Genomic DNA, 14,566 nt, shown 5'->3' on the forward strand with positions numbered 1-14,566 from the left:
TGAATATCATCATAATCAGCTTGGCCTAAGAACATCTGTGCAACGTAAGAAGCAACCCGCTTCGTGCGCTATAGCGTCGAAAAGGGTTGCTTACTTTCATGAAAAATTATTTTGTATACGTTAAAACTGCATTTTTCTTAAATTTCGCTAAAGCCTTTGTCGCCTCATCTTTGTTTGTATATTCAAAAATTCGAACGTCCTTTTTATCAAAAACTGTAATAACCCACATGCTAAATTCTCCCCTCTAATTCGTTTTTGTAATATAACAACCACTTAAAACCGTGATACTTTTTTCAAACTGTTTTATAACAATCCCTTACTTAATTCTTATTTTACGCCGATTTTTTCAAAAATAAAGTATTATGTGAAGCCCTTCACAAACTGTTCAATTTCAAAACGCTTTCATTGAACAATTTGTGAAAATCAGATTTTTTAAGGCATAAAAACAGTTCTTTTCGTTTTAGCATCCGTCACTTTTTATCTCTTATATGCCAATCGCGGGTTTTTCGACGGACCCGAGCAGTGGTCATGCTACCTGAGCAGTTTTCTTGGTAACCCGAGCACTTTTCTTACCTACCTGAGCGTTTCCACGACGAACCCGAGCACTTTTCTTGCCTACCTGAGCGTTTCCACGACGAACCCGAGCACTTTTCTTGCCTACCTGAGCATTTCCACGACGAACCCGAGCACTTTTCTTGCCTACCTGAACGTTTCCACGACGAACCCGAGCACTTTTCTTGCCTACCTGAGCATTTCCACGTTGAACCCGAGCACTTTACCCTACCTGAGCATTTCTACGATTTTATCCGTTAAACAGAAAAAGCCGTATATACGCCTTTTCCACGACGCACATACGACTTTCCAATTCGATGATAATTAAGTAGTAGTAGTAGATTTTATTTCATAAAGTGAAACTTTAATCAGTGGGTTTTCTTTATAACCCTCTGATTATTAGTCTTCACCAATCGGGCTTTTACGGGAGTTCATTACTGCCCGTTAATGCGGGATAAGTTTTTATTTAGCAAATTGCTGCTTGTTTTTCCGTTAATTCAATTTCAAAGCCTAAATCCTCAAGCATACGATAATCACTGTTTGCTTCTTGTCCTTCAGTTGTTAAATAATCCCCAACAAAGATACTGTTTGCGGCATATAAGCCTAGTGGCTGAAGTGACCCAAGATTGACTTCACGACCACCAGAAATACGAATTTCCTTTGTTGGATTTATATAACGGAATAACGCTAAAACCTTTAAACAATAGCGTGGATTTAATTCCTTCGTCCCTTCTAGTTTCGTGCCATCAATCGCATTTAAGAAGTTAACCGGAATGGAATCCGCGTCTAATTGGTGAAGTGCACGCGCAATATTCACGACATCCTCCTTTGTTTCCTTCATACCGATAATGGCACCTGAGCAAGGTGATATTCCATGCTTTTTCGCAATTTCAACCGTATTAACACGATCTTCATACGTATGAGACGTAGTAATATAGGAGTGATGTCGTTCAGATGTATTTAAGTTATGATTGTAACGATCCACCCCTGCCTCTTTTAATTGCTGTGCCTGTTCTTCTTTTAATAAGCCAAGACAGGCACATACTTTTAAGCCATACTTCTCTTTAATTTCTGTAACAGCTTCACTTACAACATTGACATCCTTTCGAGTTGGCCCACGACCACTTGCCACGATGCAATAAGTGCCAATTTTATTGTCAAATGCTCGTTTTGCCCCTGCCAAAATTTCCTCTTTCGTAATGAATGGATATTTTTCAATCGGTGCAGTTGATTTAGATGACTGTGAACAATAGCCACAATCCTCTGGACAATAACCGCTCTTAGCATTCATAATCATATTTAATTTTACTTTTTTCCCATAGTAGTGCTTACGAATAGTAAAGGCACCGTCCATTACCTTTAAAAGCTCATCATCTTCACTATTTAAAATGGCAAGAGCCTCCTCATTGCTAATGATTTTCCCTGCAATAACTTCCTCTGCTAACTGCAACCAATTCATTTAAACATCTCCCTCTCTACTTGTATAATTGCGTGAAATCTTCCTGAGGCTATATCAGCTCATGTTTGATATTTGCTGAAAATAACTTAAATCTGCATTCCTCTCACATCATAGAGGTGGGAGACTTCTGCTGAAAGAAGTTATTGTCCTTGCTGAATTAAATACTTTGTAAAGTCGCTCGGCCAAAAATGCAGAAGCGATTGCTAAGCAAAAATCTGCAACAATACTGTTTAAAAAGCCAACTACGAAAATATGTGACCAGCTCGTTTTCATATGTAGCCAAAAATTCAATGACACATATAAATATGGAACTGCTACTGCATAAATAATAAAAAGCCCGACAATATTTGCACCGATAAAATGTTTTTTCGTTGGCGTATCCACTCTTTCAATCATGAAACCAATTACAAAAGCGGCCAGTGCAAAACCGATAAGGAAGCCAAATGTTGGTTGCAATACATAAGTGATGCCTCCACCTTGCGTAAAAACTGGCAAACCAACTAAACCAACCCCGATGTAGACAAGCTGACTTTGCAATCCATTGCGACTGCCGAGCAAACTGCCTGCTAAAAATACAAAAACTATTTGTAATGTAAAGGGCACTACTGGTAGCGGTATTTTAATAAATGCACCGATTGCGGTTAAAGCGGCAAACATCGCAATCATCACAAGTGACAGTGTTGATTGTCGTTTGAACAACTTACTCCCTCCCGCTCCTTAAAAAATTGCATGATCGTCTCTTTTGTTGTATCAATCATAAAACGCATTTCATCATCCGATATAATATATGGAGGCATGAAATATAATATATTGCCGAGAGGACGAATGAGTAAGCCCTTTGCTAAGGCACGTTTATAGATTTGATAACCGATTCGTTCCTCACTCGGTAGCGGCTCCTTTGTTTCACGATTGGCGACTAATTCTATGGCACCAACTAGTCCTACTTGTCGATATTCCCCAACAAACGGCAACTCCCCAAATGCATTCATAGCTAACTCTCGCATACGTTCACCCTTGTTTTGTATCATATCGATCACATGATCCTCTTCAAACATTGTCAAAACTTCTAAGGCTACACGACAAGCAAGTGTATTACCAGAATAGCTATGAGAATGTAAAAACGCTTTCATTGTACCGTAATCATCATAAAATGCGTTGAAGACATTATCAGTCGTTAAAACTGCAGATAGTGGCAAATAACCACCCGTTAACCCTTTTGATAAGCACATAAAATCTGGCGCAATACCCGCTTGCTCACAGGCAAATAATGTCCCTGTTCGTCCAAAGCCAACTGCAATTTCATCTGCAATAAAATGCACATCGTATTTTGTACAAAGCTCTCGTAATCGCTTCAAGTATAGTGGAGGATACATTTTCATGCCTGCAGCTGCTTGAATGAGTGGCTCAATAATAATAGCTGTAATGGCTTCATGGTGCTGACTAAGCTCCTCTTCAACAAACTGTATACATTGGGCTTGACAGCTTCCTGGATTCTCTTGAAAAGGACATCGGAAGCAATCCGGTCCTTGTGCACGTACTGTATCCAATAAAAGCGGCTGATACACTTCGTTATACAGCCCTACTCCACCAACAGATAAGGCACCAAGTGTTTCACCGTGATAAGCATCTGTTAAAGCCAAAAAACGCTTTTTCGCCGTTTTTCCCGTCTGCATATGATATTGAAAACTCATTTTTAATGCGACTTCTATTGCAGAAGAGCCGTTATCTGCAAAAAATACTTTATTTAAACCATCTGGCGTTAAAGCGACTAATTTTTCTGCCACCTTAATGGCAGGCTCATGTGAAAAATTTGCAAAGATTGTATGCTCTAATGTAAACGCTTGATCGCTTAATGCTTGACTTATACGCGGATTCGCATGTCCAAATAAATTGACCCACCAGGAAGATACGGCATCTAAATAGCGGTTATTATTTTCATCGTAAAGCCATACCCCTTGTCCTTTTTGAATAACAATTGGCGGAAATTGCTCATAGTCCTTCATTTGTGAGCATGGATGCCAAACATGCTGTAAATCTCTCGTCTGCAATTCAGTTAATGCTTGTTTCATATTTGACCAACCTTTCAAACAAAGAAGTGTGTGAAATAGAGTAGTCAACAATCCGTGAAATATCCCCAAGCTTTGGGATCGTCGCATATGGCAAATCATGATGTTGTAGAATTGTATTGACATTATCTTGTTCCATCTGACTACCTGTGTCTCCGTTAAATACAATGCCAAGAACCTCAACATTACGAGCATGTAACGCCTCGAGTGTAAGCAATGTATGGTTAATCGTTCCTAGTGTTGTTCGCGTGACAAGTACGACTGGAAGCTTACTTTGAACGATGACATTAAGAAGCGTATTTTCTCCATATGTATCTAATGGGACAAACAGCCCCCCCGCTCCTTCGCAAATCACGACATCGTATGCTTCCTGTAACAACTGCATTTGCCGTAATAAATACGCCACATTTATTTGCTGACCCTCCAGTTGTGCAGCAAAATGTGGTGATGCAGCTTCCTTAAACGAATAGCCATTTAACTGTTCTTGCTTTAGTTTTTGTAATGAATACTTTTCATACATTGCCGTATCGTAGTAATAGCCATGCCCATTCTCATTAATTTCCCCAGTTTGCACGGGCTTATAAGGTGTAACTAGTAAATCATGCTTTTGTAATTGACGCATCAGTAATGTAGTGATAACCGTTTTACCGACATCTGTATCTGTACCAACCACCCAAAAATGTTGCATCGTTAACCCTCCCCCTCTTTTAAGTTAACTGTTTACATTTTTAAGTTAACACATTTATTTTTATTTTGTAAATGCTATTTCCATATTTCTTCAAAAACAGCCCTTTTCTTTGCAAAAGATAGAGAATTTTGTGATAACTTATCCGTTTTTTCATCATAAAAAACACTAGATTCTTACCGTGTCATAAAATCTAGTGCTGGTTGACAAAAAAATATATATAGAAAAATATTACAATTTGTGCTTATATGTTATTTGTAATATATCCTCTTTATAGAAGGAGACTTCAAATGTTCTATCTGGTGCAGTTACTCATTTTCGGCATAACAGGTTCGTTAGTATACTATGGTGTTTATTACGGAACACCGCTATTCATTAAAAAGGGTGTACGATTAATTTATGCTTTTTGGTTCTTTCTATGGTTTCCTGTAATGAGTTTATTTCCTGTATCATTTAGAGGGAAATACTTGGACATGGCAAAATATTTTGGATCATCACCAAAACGTGTGGTTGATTTCCGTTCCGACTGGGCGCTTTGTTGCTGTCGCTTCGCTTTCGCACAGAAAAAACATTTGTTGCTGTCGCTTCGCTTTCGCACAGAGCAGAGCTTCCTGGGCGCTTTGTTGCTGTCGCTTCGCTTTCGCACAGAAAAAACATTTGTTGCTGTCGCTTCGCTTTCGCACAGAGCAGAGCTTCCTGGGGGCGTTCGATGAGCCGCTTCGCTTCGCTGCAGGGTCTCGGGCCAACACGATGTTGGTCACGAAGGCGTTATCACAAGAGGTGATGCTTTTAGCCTTCGTTCCTCTATTGCTGATCCCCAAGGAGTCGCCCAGTCTCCACTCCAATCAACTATTTACATAGTAGACGTTTTAACAAAAAAATGATAACCATATTTATTCCGTTACACCTTTTTGCTATGCTTAGTGAAGAAATAATGTGGAGAGGTTTTTTCCTTCCTATTCAACAAGAGATTTTCGGAAACTGGGCTTGGGTAGTGAATGGATTACTTTGGGCTTGGGTTATTCATGCTTGTTTGAAGTGGCATTTTATCAATATGCTTCCTAGCATGCTTATTGCTCCATGGATCGCCCAGTTTACTAATTCAACATGGGCCTCTTTTGTAACCCATTCTGTTGGAAACAGTTTACTATGGATTTTGTTAGTAGCGGGAATAATAAAAAAAACTAAACCTCAAAATATAAACTTCATTTAATTTTATCATTCAACTTTTAAAGTCTTGTTACATAAGTAAATGTAGCAAGATTTATTTTTTTATAAACACACTAACTTAAGCTTGTATTTTAGCTGTTTTCTATTAATATCCAGAGATTTTTATTGTTTCATTACTTCCATGAATATTACAGGAAATTTAAAGGATTTTACCCTTCATTCGTAGTATTAAACTAAACGGGGGTGGCTGTATGTTTGGTATGTTTAAAGAATCAGAAAAGACTATAGACTCTTATGAGCATGTTAGCTTTATTTTAAAATCCTTGCTCACATACGAGCTAAAAGACTTACCTATTCGCTATGAGTTTTGGTATCGTGTGGCTATTCGTCAGGAAGAATTGCGAACGTTAAATACCGAGCATCGGGCAAAGATCTCTATGACTACCGCAGCAGGACGATTTCATCAAACACAATATGAAGGAACGAAACAAAAATTAGCAAAGCTTAAACGTCTCGCAGAAATGTATAAATCGTTTTGTATTGAGGAAGAACGAGAAGCATTAAATCATCGACTCCATTTTCATAAAGAAGCGATTTCTGAGCTATATGAGCATGTCCAAAATAAAGAGCTATATGTGTATTGCGATTCTGTACAGCAACAATTTTGGGATGCGGTGTGTGAAGACATATTAAATGCAATAGCCCATCTAGATTAAGTAGGTGGGTTATTGCTTCTTTTCCATATATCTTTAGCCACCGGAATGTCCCCTATCAGTAAACGCTAAACGATACTCTTCTGAAAATCCCGAAATCAGAAACATTTCCTACTCCAAATAGGCGCTTTCCCGGGCAATCAACGTATATAAATTAACCCGACCTAATGTCTAAATTAAACAGGTGCCAGCTTTGTTTGCTAGCACCTGTTGTTTATTATTTATTATCTTCAATTCCTTGAATAAGCATTTTTCTAAATTCCTGTGCTTGGTCAGCTTTAATAGCTACACTGTTATAACGTTTTTTCAGGCCAAACATGAAAGTCACTTCCACAGGCTCCTTCATTTTTAAAATAAACTGTGGATATACCGCTTCAAAATCACGTGCTATAAAATCAATTGTATCCTTGGATAATTTTCTTTCCAATTGTTCCTTATCCTCAATAAGTTCTTCAATCTGCTCAAAGCGAATTTCTGCTCGTTTCATCAATCCTAAAGACAAATACAATGTATCAGATGTTACATGGACAGGGTTTAAACGAATAGCCTGCATATCCGCTATAAAAAATAGAACAGTGTATACATTTAATATAAGTAATAAAATCGAAAGAACGATTGATTTTTCATGTAGCCACCAATGAATCCCTATTGTTTCAATAACTGTCCCATGGATTAACATAATGATAAATGCAATATAGCTCGAGTTTTTATGCAAGGTTAAACCAGATCGCTCTTTTCTCTTCCAACTAGCAAAAGCGTAGTAAAATACTACAAAATCTGCGCAAAAAATCTGGATAATAGGATGCTTCGGTGCATGTTTTTCAACTGCTTTTGAGAATGAGAACAAGTCGGGTATAGTAGTTGAACGTACATCCGCTAGAATTCTTGGCATATAACGAACAAGCGTTGCAACTAGCAAAATTTCTAATAATATAAGCGTACCTTCAATCGCAAAACCAGCCCAAGTCACTGCTACAAATGGCTGCAGATGTTCTATTGGGATAATAAAACGAGCTGCAATACAACCAGTTGCTGCTAAAATAACCGCTTGTTTTATAGAAAACTTTCCTTTATATAATAGAAATAAAACTGGTATAACAAGAACAAAATCAATTAATGAGCCAATAACAACTCCATTTGTTTCGGTTGGTAAAATCGATACACCAAGTCCAGTGTTATAAAGCGTGTAATTGCTAGCAAGTACGAGTAACAAAAATGCTAGCCATATATTTTGCTTGTTCTTTAATGCAACCATGTTACATCTCTCCTTTATCATTTATTTCATGGATAATTCCTTCCTTTAATACAATTTGATTGAGCTTCTGCACAATCTCTTTTAATTGCACGACCTCACTTAATTCAAGCTTGGAATAGTATCTCGAAATAATAAATCGTTTTATTTCTTCTTCTCTTTCAAAATATGTAATGCCGGAAGTATCGAGACTTACAAATATTTCACGTCGATTTTCAGGATTAATGCTCCGACATACATATTGCTGCTCTTCAAGTTTACTAACCAATTGTCCAACAGCACTTGAAGTTATATTCATATAACTCGCAATCTGTCCAATTGTCACTTGACTATTTTTTTTAATAAAATCTAAAAGAATTATTTGTTTAGGGGATAATTCATCACTAATTAAGTTTTGATGTAACTTGATGAAATGGCTATCCATTGAATAAATAGCTTCATTTATTTCCTCCACAAGCTTATATATAAGTTCTTTATCCTTCGTCATCACTCAATCCATCCTTTAAGTAAAGTTAATAGTAAAGGTAACTTTATTATTAACTTTACTTTATTTTAAATGGTTATCATTGTCAATAAGTCCAGCTAGAAACAGTATGGTCTATTCCGATAGTTTTCAAAATTTCTCCATATTTAATTGTTAAGTTGAGGCGACCCATTGCAAGCGTGGGTTTTAGCCTCTCTTCCGCGGATATCCCCTTGCTTCGCACGTTTATACGCTGCTATCTTTTATCATAAAATTGTTTACGATAAACATGGGGGGAGTATCCTGTATATTTCTTAAATTTTTCTATATAGTAACTTACTGTGCTAAAGCCTGTTGTTGTAGCAATTGTAGTGATTGATTCCTCACTATCACGTAATAGCTCCATACTTTTACGAAGACGATAGTTTAGTAAATATGTGAATGGTGTAATGCCAACCATTTTTTTAAAAAAACGGCTACATTCTGCACGACTTAAAAAAACATGTGCCGCTAAATTTTCCAAAGAAATTTTCTCTTGATAATGAGCATGTATATAATCAAGCATATCCTTCGCCCGTTCATGCTGGACAATAATTGCTGGATCAAGTATTTCTTCTGTTAGCATTGATTGGGACAAAATAGTTTCCCAAATGGCTAATAACTCTCTCCATACCTTTAGCTCATAAAAGACGGCTTGCTCTTGCAGTAATTTCGCCACAATTTCAATTTTTTGCGCCAACTGGTCTGATAGCTTTACATAGGGCAGTCTATTGCTCGTTATATACGGCAGGACATATTTAGTAGTAAAAATACTGTTCTTGTGTCCGCCTAATAGCAATGGGTCCACATTAATACAGAAAATTGTAGCCCGCTCTATTTGAAACGGCTTTGCTTCATGTAATCCTGATGCATTGACAAATAGTCCCTCCCCCTCCTCAAGTACAAAGACATCTGCTCCTACTCGGTATTCCACACGACCGCTTTTCACATAGACAAATTGAATTTCCTTATGCCAATGTAACGGTAAAAAATCCAGGCTATCTAATCGCAACATTGTCTCATATAAGGCAACTGGAAATTCCTTCGTCCCATGTAAGGTTAGCTCTTGTAAATCTTTCGCAATTTTAATATGTGTTAACACCATTACTTCGTACACCTCAATATATTGATATTTTTAAGTCATTAAATCGATATTTCTTCTGTTAAATATTCCTTATAATTTCTTTATATTGATAGTTTAGGAGATGTTTTAAGATGAATCAATCTGCACATAAAAATCGTACACTTGGTTATATTCTTGTCATTCTAGGGGCAAGTTTTTGGGGCATTGGGGGTACTGTCGCACAAAAGCTATTTCAGCAAGAAAATATAGAGGTTGGCTGGCTCGTTTCTAGTCGTCTTCTTTTAGCTGGTCTTTTACTCATAACTGCCTATAAAATTACGCATCGTAATAAGTCTATTTTCGTGATGTGGAGAACAAAGCACAATGCTTTTAGACAAATTTTATTTAGTTTACTTGGAATGCTGGCCGTTCAATATACGTATATGATGTCCATTGCTATAGGTAATTCTGCTGTAGCAACATTATTGCAATACTTAGCACCACTCTTTATTATGGCCTATTATTTAATAACGAAGCACAGTCAATTGACAAGGCAGGATGGAATAGCTGTGACGCTAACACTTATTGGTACTTTTTTATTACTAACAAATGGCTCGTTGTCTACACTGTCTGTTCCAACGATGGCCGTATTTTGGGGGATATTATCTGGTCTTTCGGCTGCTTTTTATACGCTATATGCCGTTTCGCTTTTACAGCAGTTTCATTCATTGTTAGTTGTAGGCTGGTCAATGCTTATTGGCGGGATTGTGATGAGTGTTTTCCATCAGCCATGGCAAATTGATCTGTCAAACTGGGCTTTTTCTACAATCGCTTACTTTCTGTTTATCGTAATTTTCGGGACAATGTTGGCATTTTGGTTTTATATTGCAAGTTTGCATTATTTATCCCCAAAAGAAACTAGCTTACTTGGTAGTCTTGAACCTCTAACAGCCGTTATTACAAGTGTTTTCTGGCTAAAAATTGCCTTTGGGAGCTTTCAGTTTATTGGGACAATGCTGATTCTCTGCATGATCTTATATCTTACAGTTTTTCAGAAAAAGAATCATGCGGAAGCCTTATCCAATTTAGGATAATTCCGAAATCGTTAGTCATAAATACCTATGCGATTTTATAAACTATGAATTTCCACATAAAATTTACATATTATATATATCTTTTTTCCTTTGCTGTCTATTATACTGAAAATATCATCATTCAAGGGGGTATTTTTATGGATAAAAAGGTTATTTTTTTCGAGGTCCATGGTGGCACAGATAAAGGCCCTGACGGCTACCGACAAGATACAATGCCAATGGTGAATGCACTAAAACAACGTGGACAGGATGCAGAAGTCATTTTCTTTGATGTAACAAAAAAAGAGGAAATTTTTCATTACGTCAAAGAGCATGGTATTGCCTATGTATCACGTATTAACCCAGGAAACTTACAGCATGAACAAGAGTACTTCGATATGTTGCGTGAACTTTGTCATGCAGGTGTCATCGGTATGCCACACCCTGATGCAATGATTGGTTTTGGTTCTAAAGATGCATTAACAAAACTGTCTTCAACGAATCTAGTGCCTGATGATACATTTGCATATTATACAATTGAAGCATTTAAAGCGCAGTTCCCTACCTCTCTTGCTATTACTGAACGCGTCCTAAAACAAAATCGTGGATCGACAGGAGAAGGTATATGGCGAGTAAAACTTGTTGAACCTCTTGCTGAGGGAATTACAGAAGTACCACTTGATGCGGAGATTAAATGTACAGAAGCACGGGATAATCATGTGGAATATTGGAAATTAAGTGATTTCATGACGTTCTGTGAGCGCTATATTACTGGTCCAAATGGCATGCTAATTGATATGCGCTTTCTTCCTCGTATTACTGAGGGCGAAATCCGCTTATTTATGTTACGAAATAAACCAATAAACGTAGTACATAAAAAACCGGCAAATTCCGAGGACGCATTTAGTGCAACACTGTTCTCGGGTGCGCAATATCGCTATGATGCACCAGAAGATTGGGAAGAGCTTGTCCAAAACTTTTTAACTCAGCTACCACACGTAACTAGTTTACTGGGCAATTATGCTTTACCACTTATATGGACTGCCGATTTCATGCTTGATACAAACGAAGCTGGCGAAGATTGCTATATTTTAGGGGAAATGAATTGTTCATGTGTAGGCTTCACTTCTAAGCTTTCTTTAGCACATCAAGTAGCAGAAGAAATTTTAGTTTGTATCCATGAAAATACCGAGATTTCAGCATAGTGAGACTATCATCTTTTACTGACGGGCAATACGGATAATTGAAAAAGTGCGATCGTATTGGATCGCACTTTTCATATATAACTCTTAATAGCTTGTATAAATTCATAAATAAAATACCCGGCAAAGCCTATTAATAAAAAGCCCGCAACCATCGTGAGCGACTTAATGACCTTACGACTCATCGCTTTACGGGTAACTGAAACAATGGTCATCAAGCCAATATCATGCAACAATATGCCACTCAGAACCCCGGCCGCAATCACTAAAAAGTTTGCTGACTGTCCTTGCCCATATGATTTAGCTAGTACAACACCGAAAACATTTACCCAGAATACTAAATTTCCAGGTGAAATTGCAACTAGTAAACCATTGCGATAAGAAGTAAAAAATGATTTTGTCACTTTCTCTCCTGCAAGCGTAATATCATGATCAGCATTTTTTATAGAGTCCAGCCCTAAAAGGAATAAAAAGCCCGCCCCTATAATCCACATAGGAATTTGAATGATAGGCATTGCTAAAATGGAAGCTAGTCCCATATACAATGCAAAAACTAATACAAAATCAATTGTCATACCACCAAGACCGACAGCCCAACCATGCATAAAGCCATTTTTTAGTCCTTGCTTTGTCATTTCTACTGTAATAGCCCCAACAGGCATGGCAATCGCAAGTCCTACCAATACATACGCTACATATAGACTCAACTAAACACTTCTTTCATGCAATAAGATAGGTTTCATACGTCCGTTTATACTTGTATTATAGCATAAAAATACACAAAAGGTCATTATTGCTAATAAATATTCATTTTTTTATATGCTGATGCTTTAGTAATTTATTTGTATGATATTATTGGGACACCTATTCTTATTTGCTAATCAAGTTTTTTAGTCTTATCTGAGCTTTTTTCTACTAAAAACATGATTACAGCATTTGCTTTTTCCATTGCGCTAGCACGTCATTAGCTTTCGCAATGTCCACCTTCAACCCCACTTGCTTGGCAGAGCAACGCTTTTTAGCCCTGACCCATGCTTCTTCTAGAGCAGGTAAATAGCTTAAATTTTTTGTACTTGCGACTAGCTGTAAAAAAATATTTCCTTGAATATAATACCAGCGAGGATTCATGCCATCTAACTGAATAGCTTCTTCAATAAGACGTAATGCCAAATACGGACTGCCTTCATTTCGACTCAAAAACTGTGCGAACGCTCCCCAATATAGAGCTTTATTTGGCTGTAGTTTTATCGCTTCCGCATATTGTACAAGTGCTTTATCATGCTCCTTTGCAAGAGCAAAATATTCAGCCATTGTATAGTAAGCATTCGCTTGTGCCTCGACCGATCCAGCTAATAATTCATCTACTACTTTACCGAATTGCTGTTCATCCTCACTTCCTATATAGGCAGCGAGGACATCACGCTCTGGGTAGGAGCCATCTGCTCGTTCAACACTTTGCTTCACTTTTTCAGCAGAAGGAACAGGCATATTTGCATAACCGTTCGCTTCCAATAATGCGACATGCTGTTGAATTGTTGGAAATGATTCATGTTCTGTAAACGCACTATTAGCTAACATTGCTTTAGCTAATTGATAGCTCTCTTTCACATGACCATTTAAAAATAATTCATTTATTTGTTGGACTTGCTCATCAAACTGTTTAATCACTATTAAAATCCTCACCTTCACCAAAAGAAAAGTAATATAGGTATTTTACCATCTTTAAATCTAAAACAAACGAAATAGAAAAAATTTTTCTACAATTCTTTTAATTTAATGTTGATTATAAAGGTTGATTTCCGTTTCGACTAGGCGCATTCTCGGGGGCGTCCGATACTCGCGTTGCTCGGCACGGGGTTTCGCACCTTTGTCATTCATTTTGCCAGCTTAGGGATACTTTCCGACGCTTAGTCATGACCTTCCACTGCTTGAATCGCGAACATCGCTGATAAAAGTGCAAGAATCGCTGATAAAACCACAAACATCGCTGATAGAACCGCAAACATCGCTGATAAAACCACGAACATCGCTTATGAACCGTGAACACCGCTGATAGAATCGCGAAAAAGCTTGTTAGCAGCGAAACTTTATGGTTTAGTGGCGTTCTTTGCTTGGTTGGCAGCGCAATTCTATGGTTTAGCGGCGTTCTTTGTGAGGTTGGCGGCGAAACTCAAAGTTTTAGCGGCGAATTACAACGCAAGCTGTAAAATTTAGGAAAACTAAAATCAAGGTTGAAAAACTTTGTATAAAATTTTACACAATATTAAGGACTTGACACTTGGACATGCTTTCCGATGCTAAGACTTGGATTTCCCACGCTAACTCTTGCCTTTCCAACGCTAAATCATGCTTTTCCGTCGCTTAGTCAATCTCCAGATAAAAAAGCATTGGATAAAGTTCTGAATTGTGAGATAATTGAAGTGATTTTTCATTTTTGGGAGAACATGTAAATTGGAGGGCTTGTGCTATGAATAAACGATTTCATTTTGTATCGCTTATTATTGGAAATTTGTTAACACTAGGAGCTATTTTCATTTACGCTATGCAAAGTCAAGTAGATGTGGCCATCAGCACATATGCCCTTGTGATGGGGTTTTTAAGCACTTTACTACTGATCTTTTTTTATTTATGGGGGGATGAAAAACAACAAATATCGAATCGTTTTTTTAAATAACTCGGGTGGTTTTAGACTACATGAAGTCCCCCAGATTTCCCCAACCGCTGCCATTGAACAAAAAATGATTTTCCCTTTTCTACATCAGAGTTAAGGGAATTTTTTTCACGAAATGCTTCTTTTTCCGTGGCATTCCCCTCTGAATACGTTACATT

At 37.5% G+C, this 14,566-nt stretch carries 16 protein-coding genes; 6 read left to right on the forward strand and 10 right to left on the reverse strand.

Features of this window, described 5'->3' with window-relative positions:
• Positions 1-106 precede the first annotated feature (106 nt).
• The 5 genes from ACIQ7N_RS02210 to bioD all read right to left on the reverse strand — a co-directional run bounded on the left by ACIQ7N_RS02210 (position 107) and on the right by bioD (position 4,765).
• A complete protein-coding gene (locus ACIQ7N_RS02210; protein WP_323656811.1) occupies positions 107-229 on the reverse strand; it encodes a hypothetical protein in 123 nt (40 codons plus the stop codon).
• A 789-nt stretch (positions 230-1,018) separates the two neighbouring features.
• The gene (bioB, locus tag ACIQ7N_RS02215) at positions 1,019-2,011 is read right to left on the reverse strand and encodes a biotin synthase BioB (RefSeq protein ID WP_132356608.1); all 993 of its coding nucleotides are present in this window, start codon (positions 2,009-2,011) and stop codon (positions 1,019-1,021) included.
• A 108-nt stretch (positions 2,012-2,119) separates the two neighbouring features.
• Positions 2,120-2,710, reverse strand: a complete 591-nt coding sequence (locus ACIQ7N_RS02220; protein ID WP_274068950.1) for a biotin transporter BioY — start codon at positions 2,708-2,710, stop codon at positions 2,120-2,122.
• On the reverse strand, positions 2,677-4,080 hold the full coding sequence (gene bioA / locus ACIQ7N_RS02225; RefSeq protein WP_402930012.1) for an adenosylmethionine--8-amino-7-oxononanoate transaminase: 1,404 nt from the start codon (positions 4,078-4,080) through the stop codon (positions 2,677-2,679). Before bioA ends, ACIQ7N_RS02220 begins: the two co-directional genes overlap by 34 nt.
• Positions 4,061-4,765 carry a dethiobiotin synthase gene (bioD, locus tag ACIQ7N_RS02230; RefSeq protein WP_402930014.1) on the reverse strand — a complete coding sequence of 235 codons (705 nt, stop codon included), beginning with the start codon at positions 4,763-4,765 and terminating at the stop codon, positions 4,061-4,063. The genes bioA and bioD overlap by 20 nt, the downstream gene beginning before the upstream one ends.
• A 287-nt stretch (positions 4,766-5,052) precedes the next feature.
• On the opposite strand from bioD, the gene ACIQ7N_RS02235 reads away from it, so the two are divergent.
• The 3 genes from ACIQ7N_RS02235 (at position 5,053) to ACIQ7N_RS02245 (ending at position 6,648) form a co-directional block, all read left to right on the forward strand.
• Positions 5,053-5,475 carry a hypothetical protein gene (locus ACIQ7N_RS02235; protein WP_402930016.1) on the forward strand — a complete coding sequence of 141 codons (423 nt, stop codon included), beginning with the start codon at positions 5,053-5,055 and terminating at the stop codon, positions 5,473-5,475.
• A gap of 167 nt (positions 5,476-5,642) precedes the next feature.
• On the forward strand, positions 5,643-5,975 hold the full coding sequence (locus tag ACIQ7N_RS02240; RefSeq protein ID WP_402930018.1) for a CPBP family glutamic-type intramembrane protease: 333 nt from the start codon (positions 5,643-5,645) through the stop codon (positions 5,973-5,975).
• A 208-nt stretch (positions 5,976-6,183) separates the two neighbouring features.
• On the forward strand, positions 6,184-6,648 hold the full coding sequence (locus ACIQ7N_RS02245) for a hypothetical protein (RefSeq protein WP_132356613.1): 465 nt from the start codon (positions 6,184-6,186) through the stop codon (positions 6,646-6,648).
• Positions 6,649-6,862: 214 nt separating this feature from the next.
• On the opposite strand, the gene ACIQ7N_RS02250 is transcribed toward ACIQ7N_RS02245, so the two are convergent.
• The 3 genes from ACIQ7N_RS02250 to ACIQ7N_RS02260 form a co-directional block, all read right to left on the reverse strand.
• Positions 6,863-7,900: a beta-carotene 15,15'-monooxygenase gene (locus ACIQ7N_RS02250; RefSeq protein WP_402930020.1), complete on the reverse strand. Its 1,038-nt coding sequence runs from the start codon at positions 7,898-7,900 to the stop codon at positions 6,863-6,865.
• Position 7,901: 1 nt separating this feature from the next.
• On the reverse strand, positions 7,902-8,384 hold the full coding sequence (locus ACIQ7N_RS02255) for a MarR family winged helix-turn-helix transcriptional regulator (protein WP_132356615.1): 483 nt from the start codon (positions 8,382-8,384) through the stop codon (positions 7,902-7,904).
• A gap of 232 nt (positions 8,385-8,616) precedes the next feature.
• A complete protein-coding gene (locus ACIQ7N_RS02260; protein ID WP_402930022.1) occupies positions 8,617-9,504 on the reverse strand; it encodes an AraC family transcriptional regulator in 888 nt (295 codons plus the stop codon).
• 110 nt (positions 9,505-9,614) lie between these two features.
• On the opposite strand from ACIQ7N_RS02260, the gene ACIQ7N_RS02265 reads away from it, so the two are divergent.
• Positions 9,615-10,556, forward strand: a complete 942-nt coding sequence (locus ACIQ7N_RS02265) for a DMT family transporter (protein WP_402930024.1) — start codon at positions 9,615-9,617, stop codon at positions 10,554-10,556.
• Positions 10,557-10,693: 137 nt separating this feature from the next.
• Positions 10,694-11,740 (forward strand): Cj0069 family protein, encoded by a 1,047-nt coding sequence (locus ACIQ7N_RS02270; RefSeq protein ID WP_402930026.1) that lies wholly within the window; start codon positions 10,694-10,696, stop codon positions 11,738-11,740.
• 71 nt (positions 11,741-11,811) lie between these two features.
• Here the strand turns inward: ACIQ7N_RS02270 and ACIQ7N_RS02275 are convergent, their stop codons facing one another.
• A complete protein-coding gene (locus ACIQ7N_RS02275; RefSeq protein WP_132356619.1) occupies positions 11,812-12,444 on the reverse strand; it encodes a LysE family transporter in 633 nt (210 codons plus the stop codon).
• Between the two features lie 220 nt (positions 12,445-12,664).
• Complete coding sequence (locus tag ACIQ7N_RS02280) at positions 12,665-13,405, reverse strand: tetratricopeptide repeat protein (RefSeq protein WP_402930028.1); 741 nt, start codon at positions 13,403-13,405, stop codon at positions 12,665-12,667.
• A gap of 799 nt (positions 13,406-14,204) precedes the next feature.
• Here ACIQ7N_RS02280 and ACIQ7N_RS02285 point away from each other — a divergent pair.
• Positions 14,205-14,411, forward strand: a complete 207-nt coding sequence (locus tag ACIQ7N_RS02285; RefSeq protein WP_132356620.1) for a hypothetical protein — start codon at positions 14,205-14,207, stop codon at positions 14,409-14,411.
• Positions 14,412-14,566 lie beyond the last annotated feature (155 nt).

The sequence above is a fragment of the Lysinibacillus sp. NPDC095746 genome, assembly GCF_044763535.1.
In the GTDB taxonomy this organism is placed as follows: domain Bacteria; phylum Bacillota; class Bacilli; order Bacillales_A; family Planococcaceae; genus Lysinibacillus.

Coding starts and splice junctions, on each gene's coding strand:
- ACIQ7N_RS02210 (WP_323656811.1), bottom strand. CDS start 229: ATGTGGGTTATTACAGTTTTTGATAAAAAGGACGTTCGAATTTTTGAA.
- bioB (WP_132356608.1), bottom strand. CDS start 2,011: ATGAATTGGTTGCAGTTAGCAGAGGAAGTTATTGCAGGGAAAATCATT.
- bioA (WP_402930012.1), bottom strand. CDS start 4,080: ATGAAACAAGCATTAACTGAATTGCAGACGAGAGATTTACAGCATGTT.
- bioD (WP_402930014.1), bottom strand. CDS start 4,765: ATGCAACATTTTTGGGTGGTTGGTACAGATACAGATGTCGGTAAAACG.
- ACIQ7N_RS02235 (WP_402930016.1), top strand. CDS start 5,053: ATGTTCTATCTGGTGCAGTTACTCATTTTCGGCATAACAGGTTCGTTA.
- ACIQ7N_RS02240 (WP_402930018.1), top strand. CDS start 5,643: ATGATAACCATATTTATTCCGTTACACCTTTTTGCTATGCTTAGTGAA.
- ACIQ7N_RS02245 (WP_132356613.1), top strand. CDS start 6,184: ATGTTTGGTATGTTTAAAGAATCAGAAAAGACTATAGACTCTTATGAG.
- ACIQ7N_RS02250 (WP_402930020.1), bottom strand. CDS start 7,900: ATGGTTGCATTAAAGAACAAGCAAAATATATGGCTAGCATTTTTGTTA.
- ACIQ7N_RS02255 (WP_132356615.1), bottom strand. CDS start 8,384: ATGACGAAGGATAAAGAACTTATATATAAGCTTGTGGAGGAAATAAAT.
- ACIQ7N_RS02260 (WP_402930022.1), bottom strand. CDS start 9,504: ATGGTGTTAACACATATTAAAATTGCGAAAGATTTACAAGAGCTAACC.
- ACIQ7N_RS02265 (WP_402930024.1), top strand. CDS start 9,615: ATGAATCAATCTGCACATAAAAATCGTACACTTGGTTATATTCTTGTC.
- ACIQ7N_RS02270 (WP_402930026.1), top strand. CDS start 10,694: ATGGATAAAAAGGTTATTTTTTTCGAGGTCCATGGTGGCACAGATAAA.
- ACIQ7N_RS02285 (WP_132356620.1), top strand. CDS start 14,205: ATGAATAAACGATTTCATTTTGTATCGCTTATTATTGGAAATTTGTTA.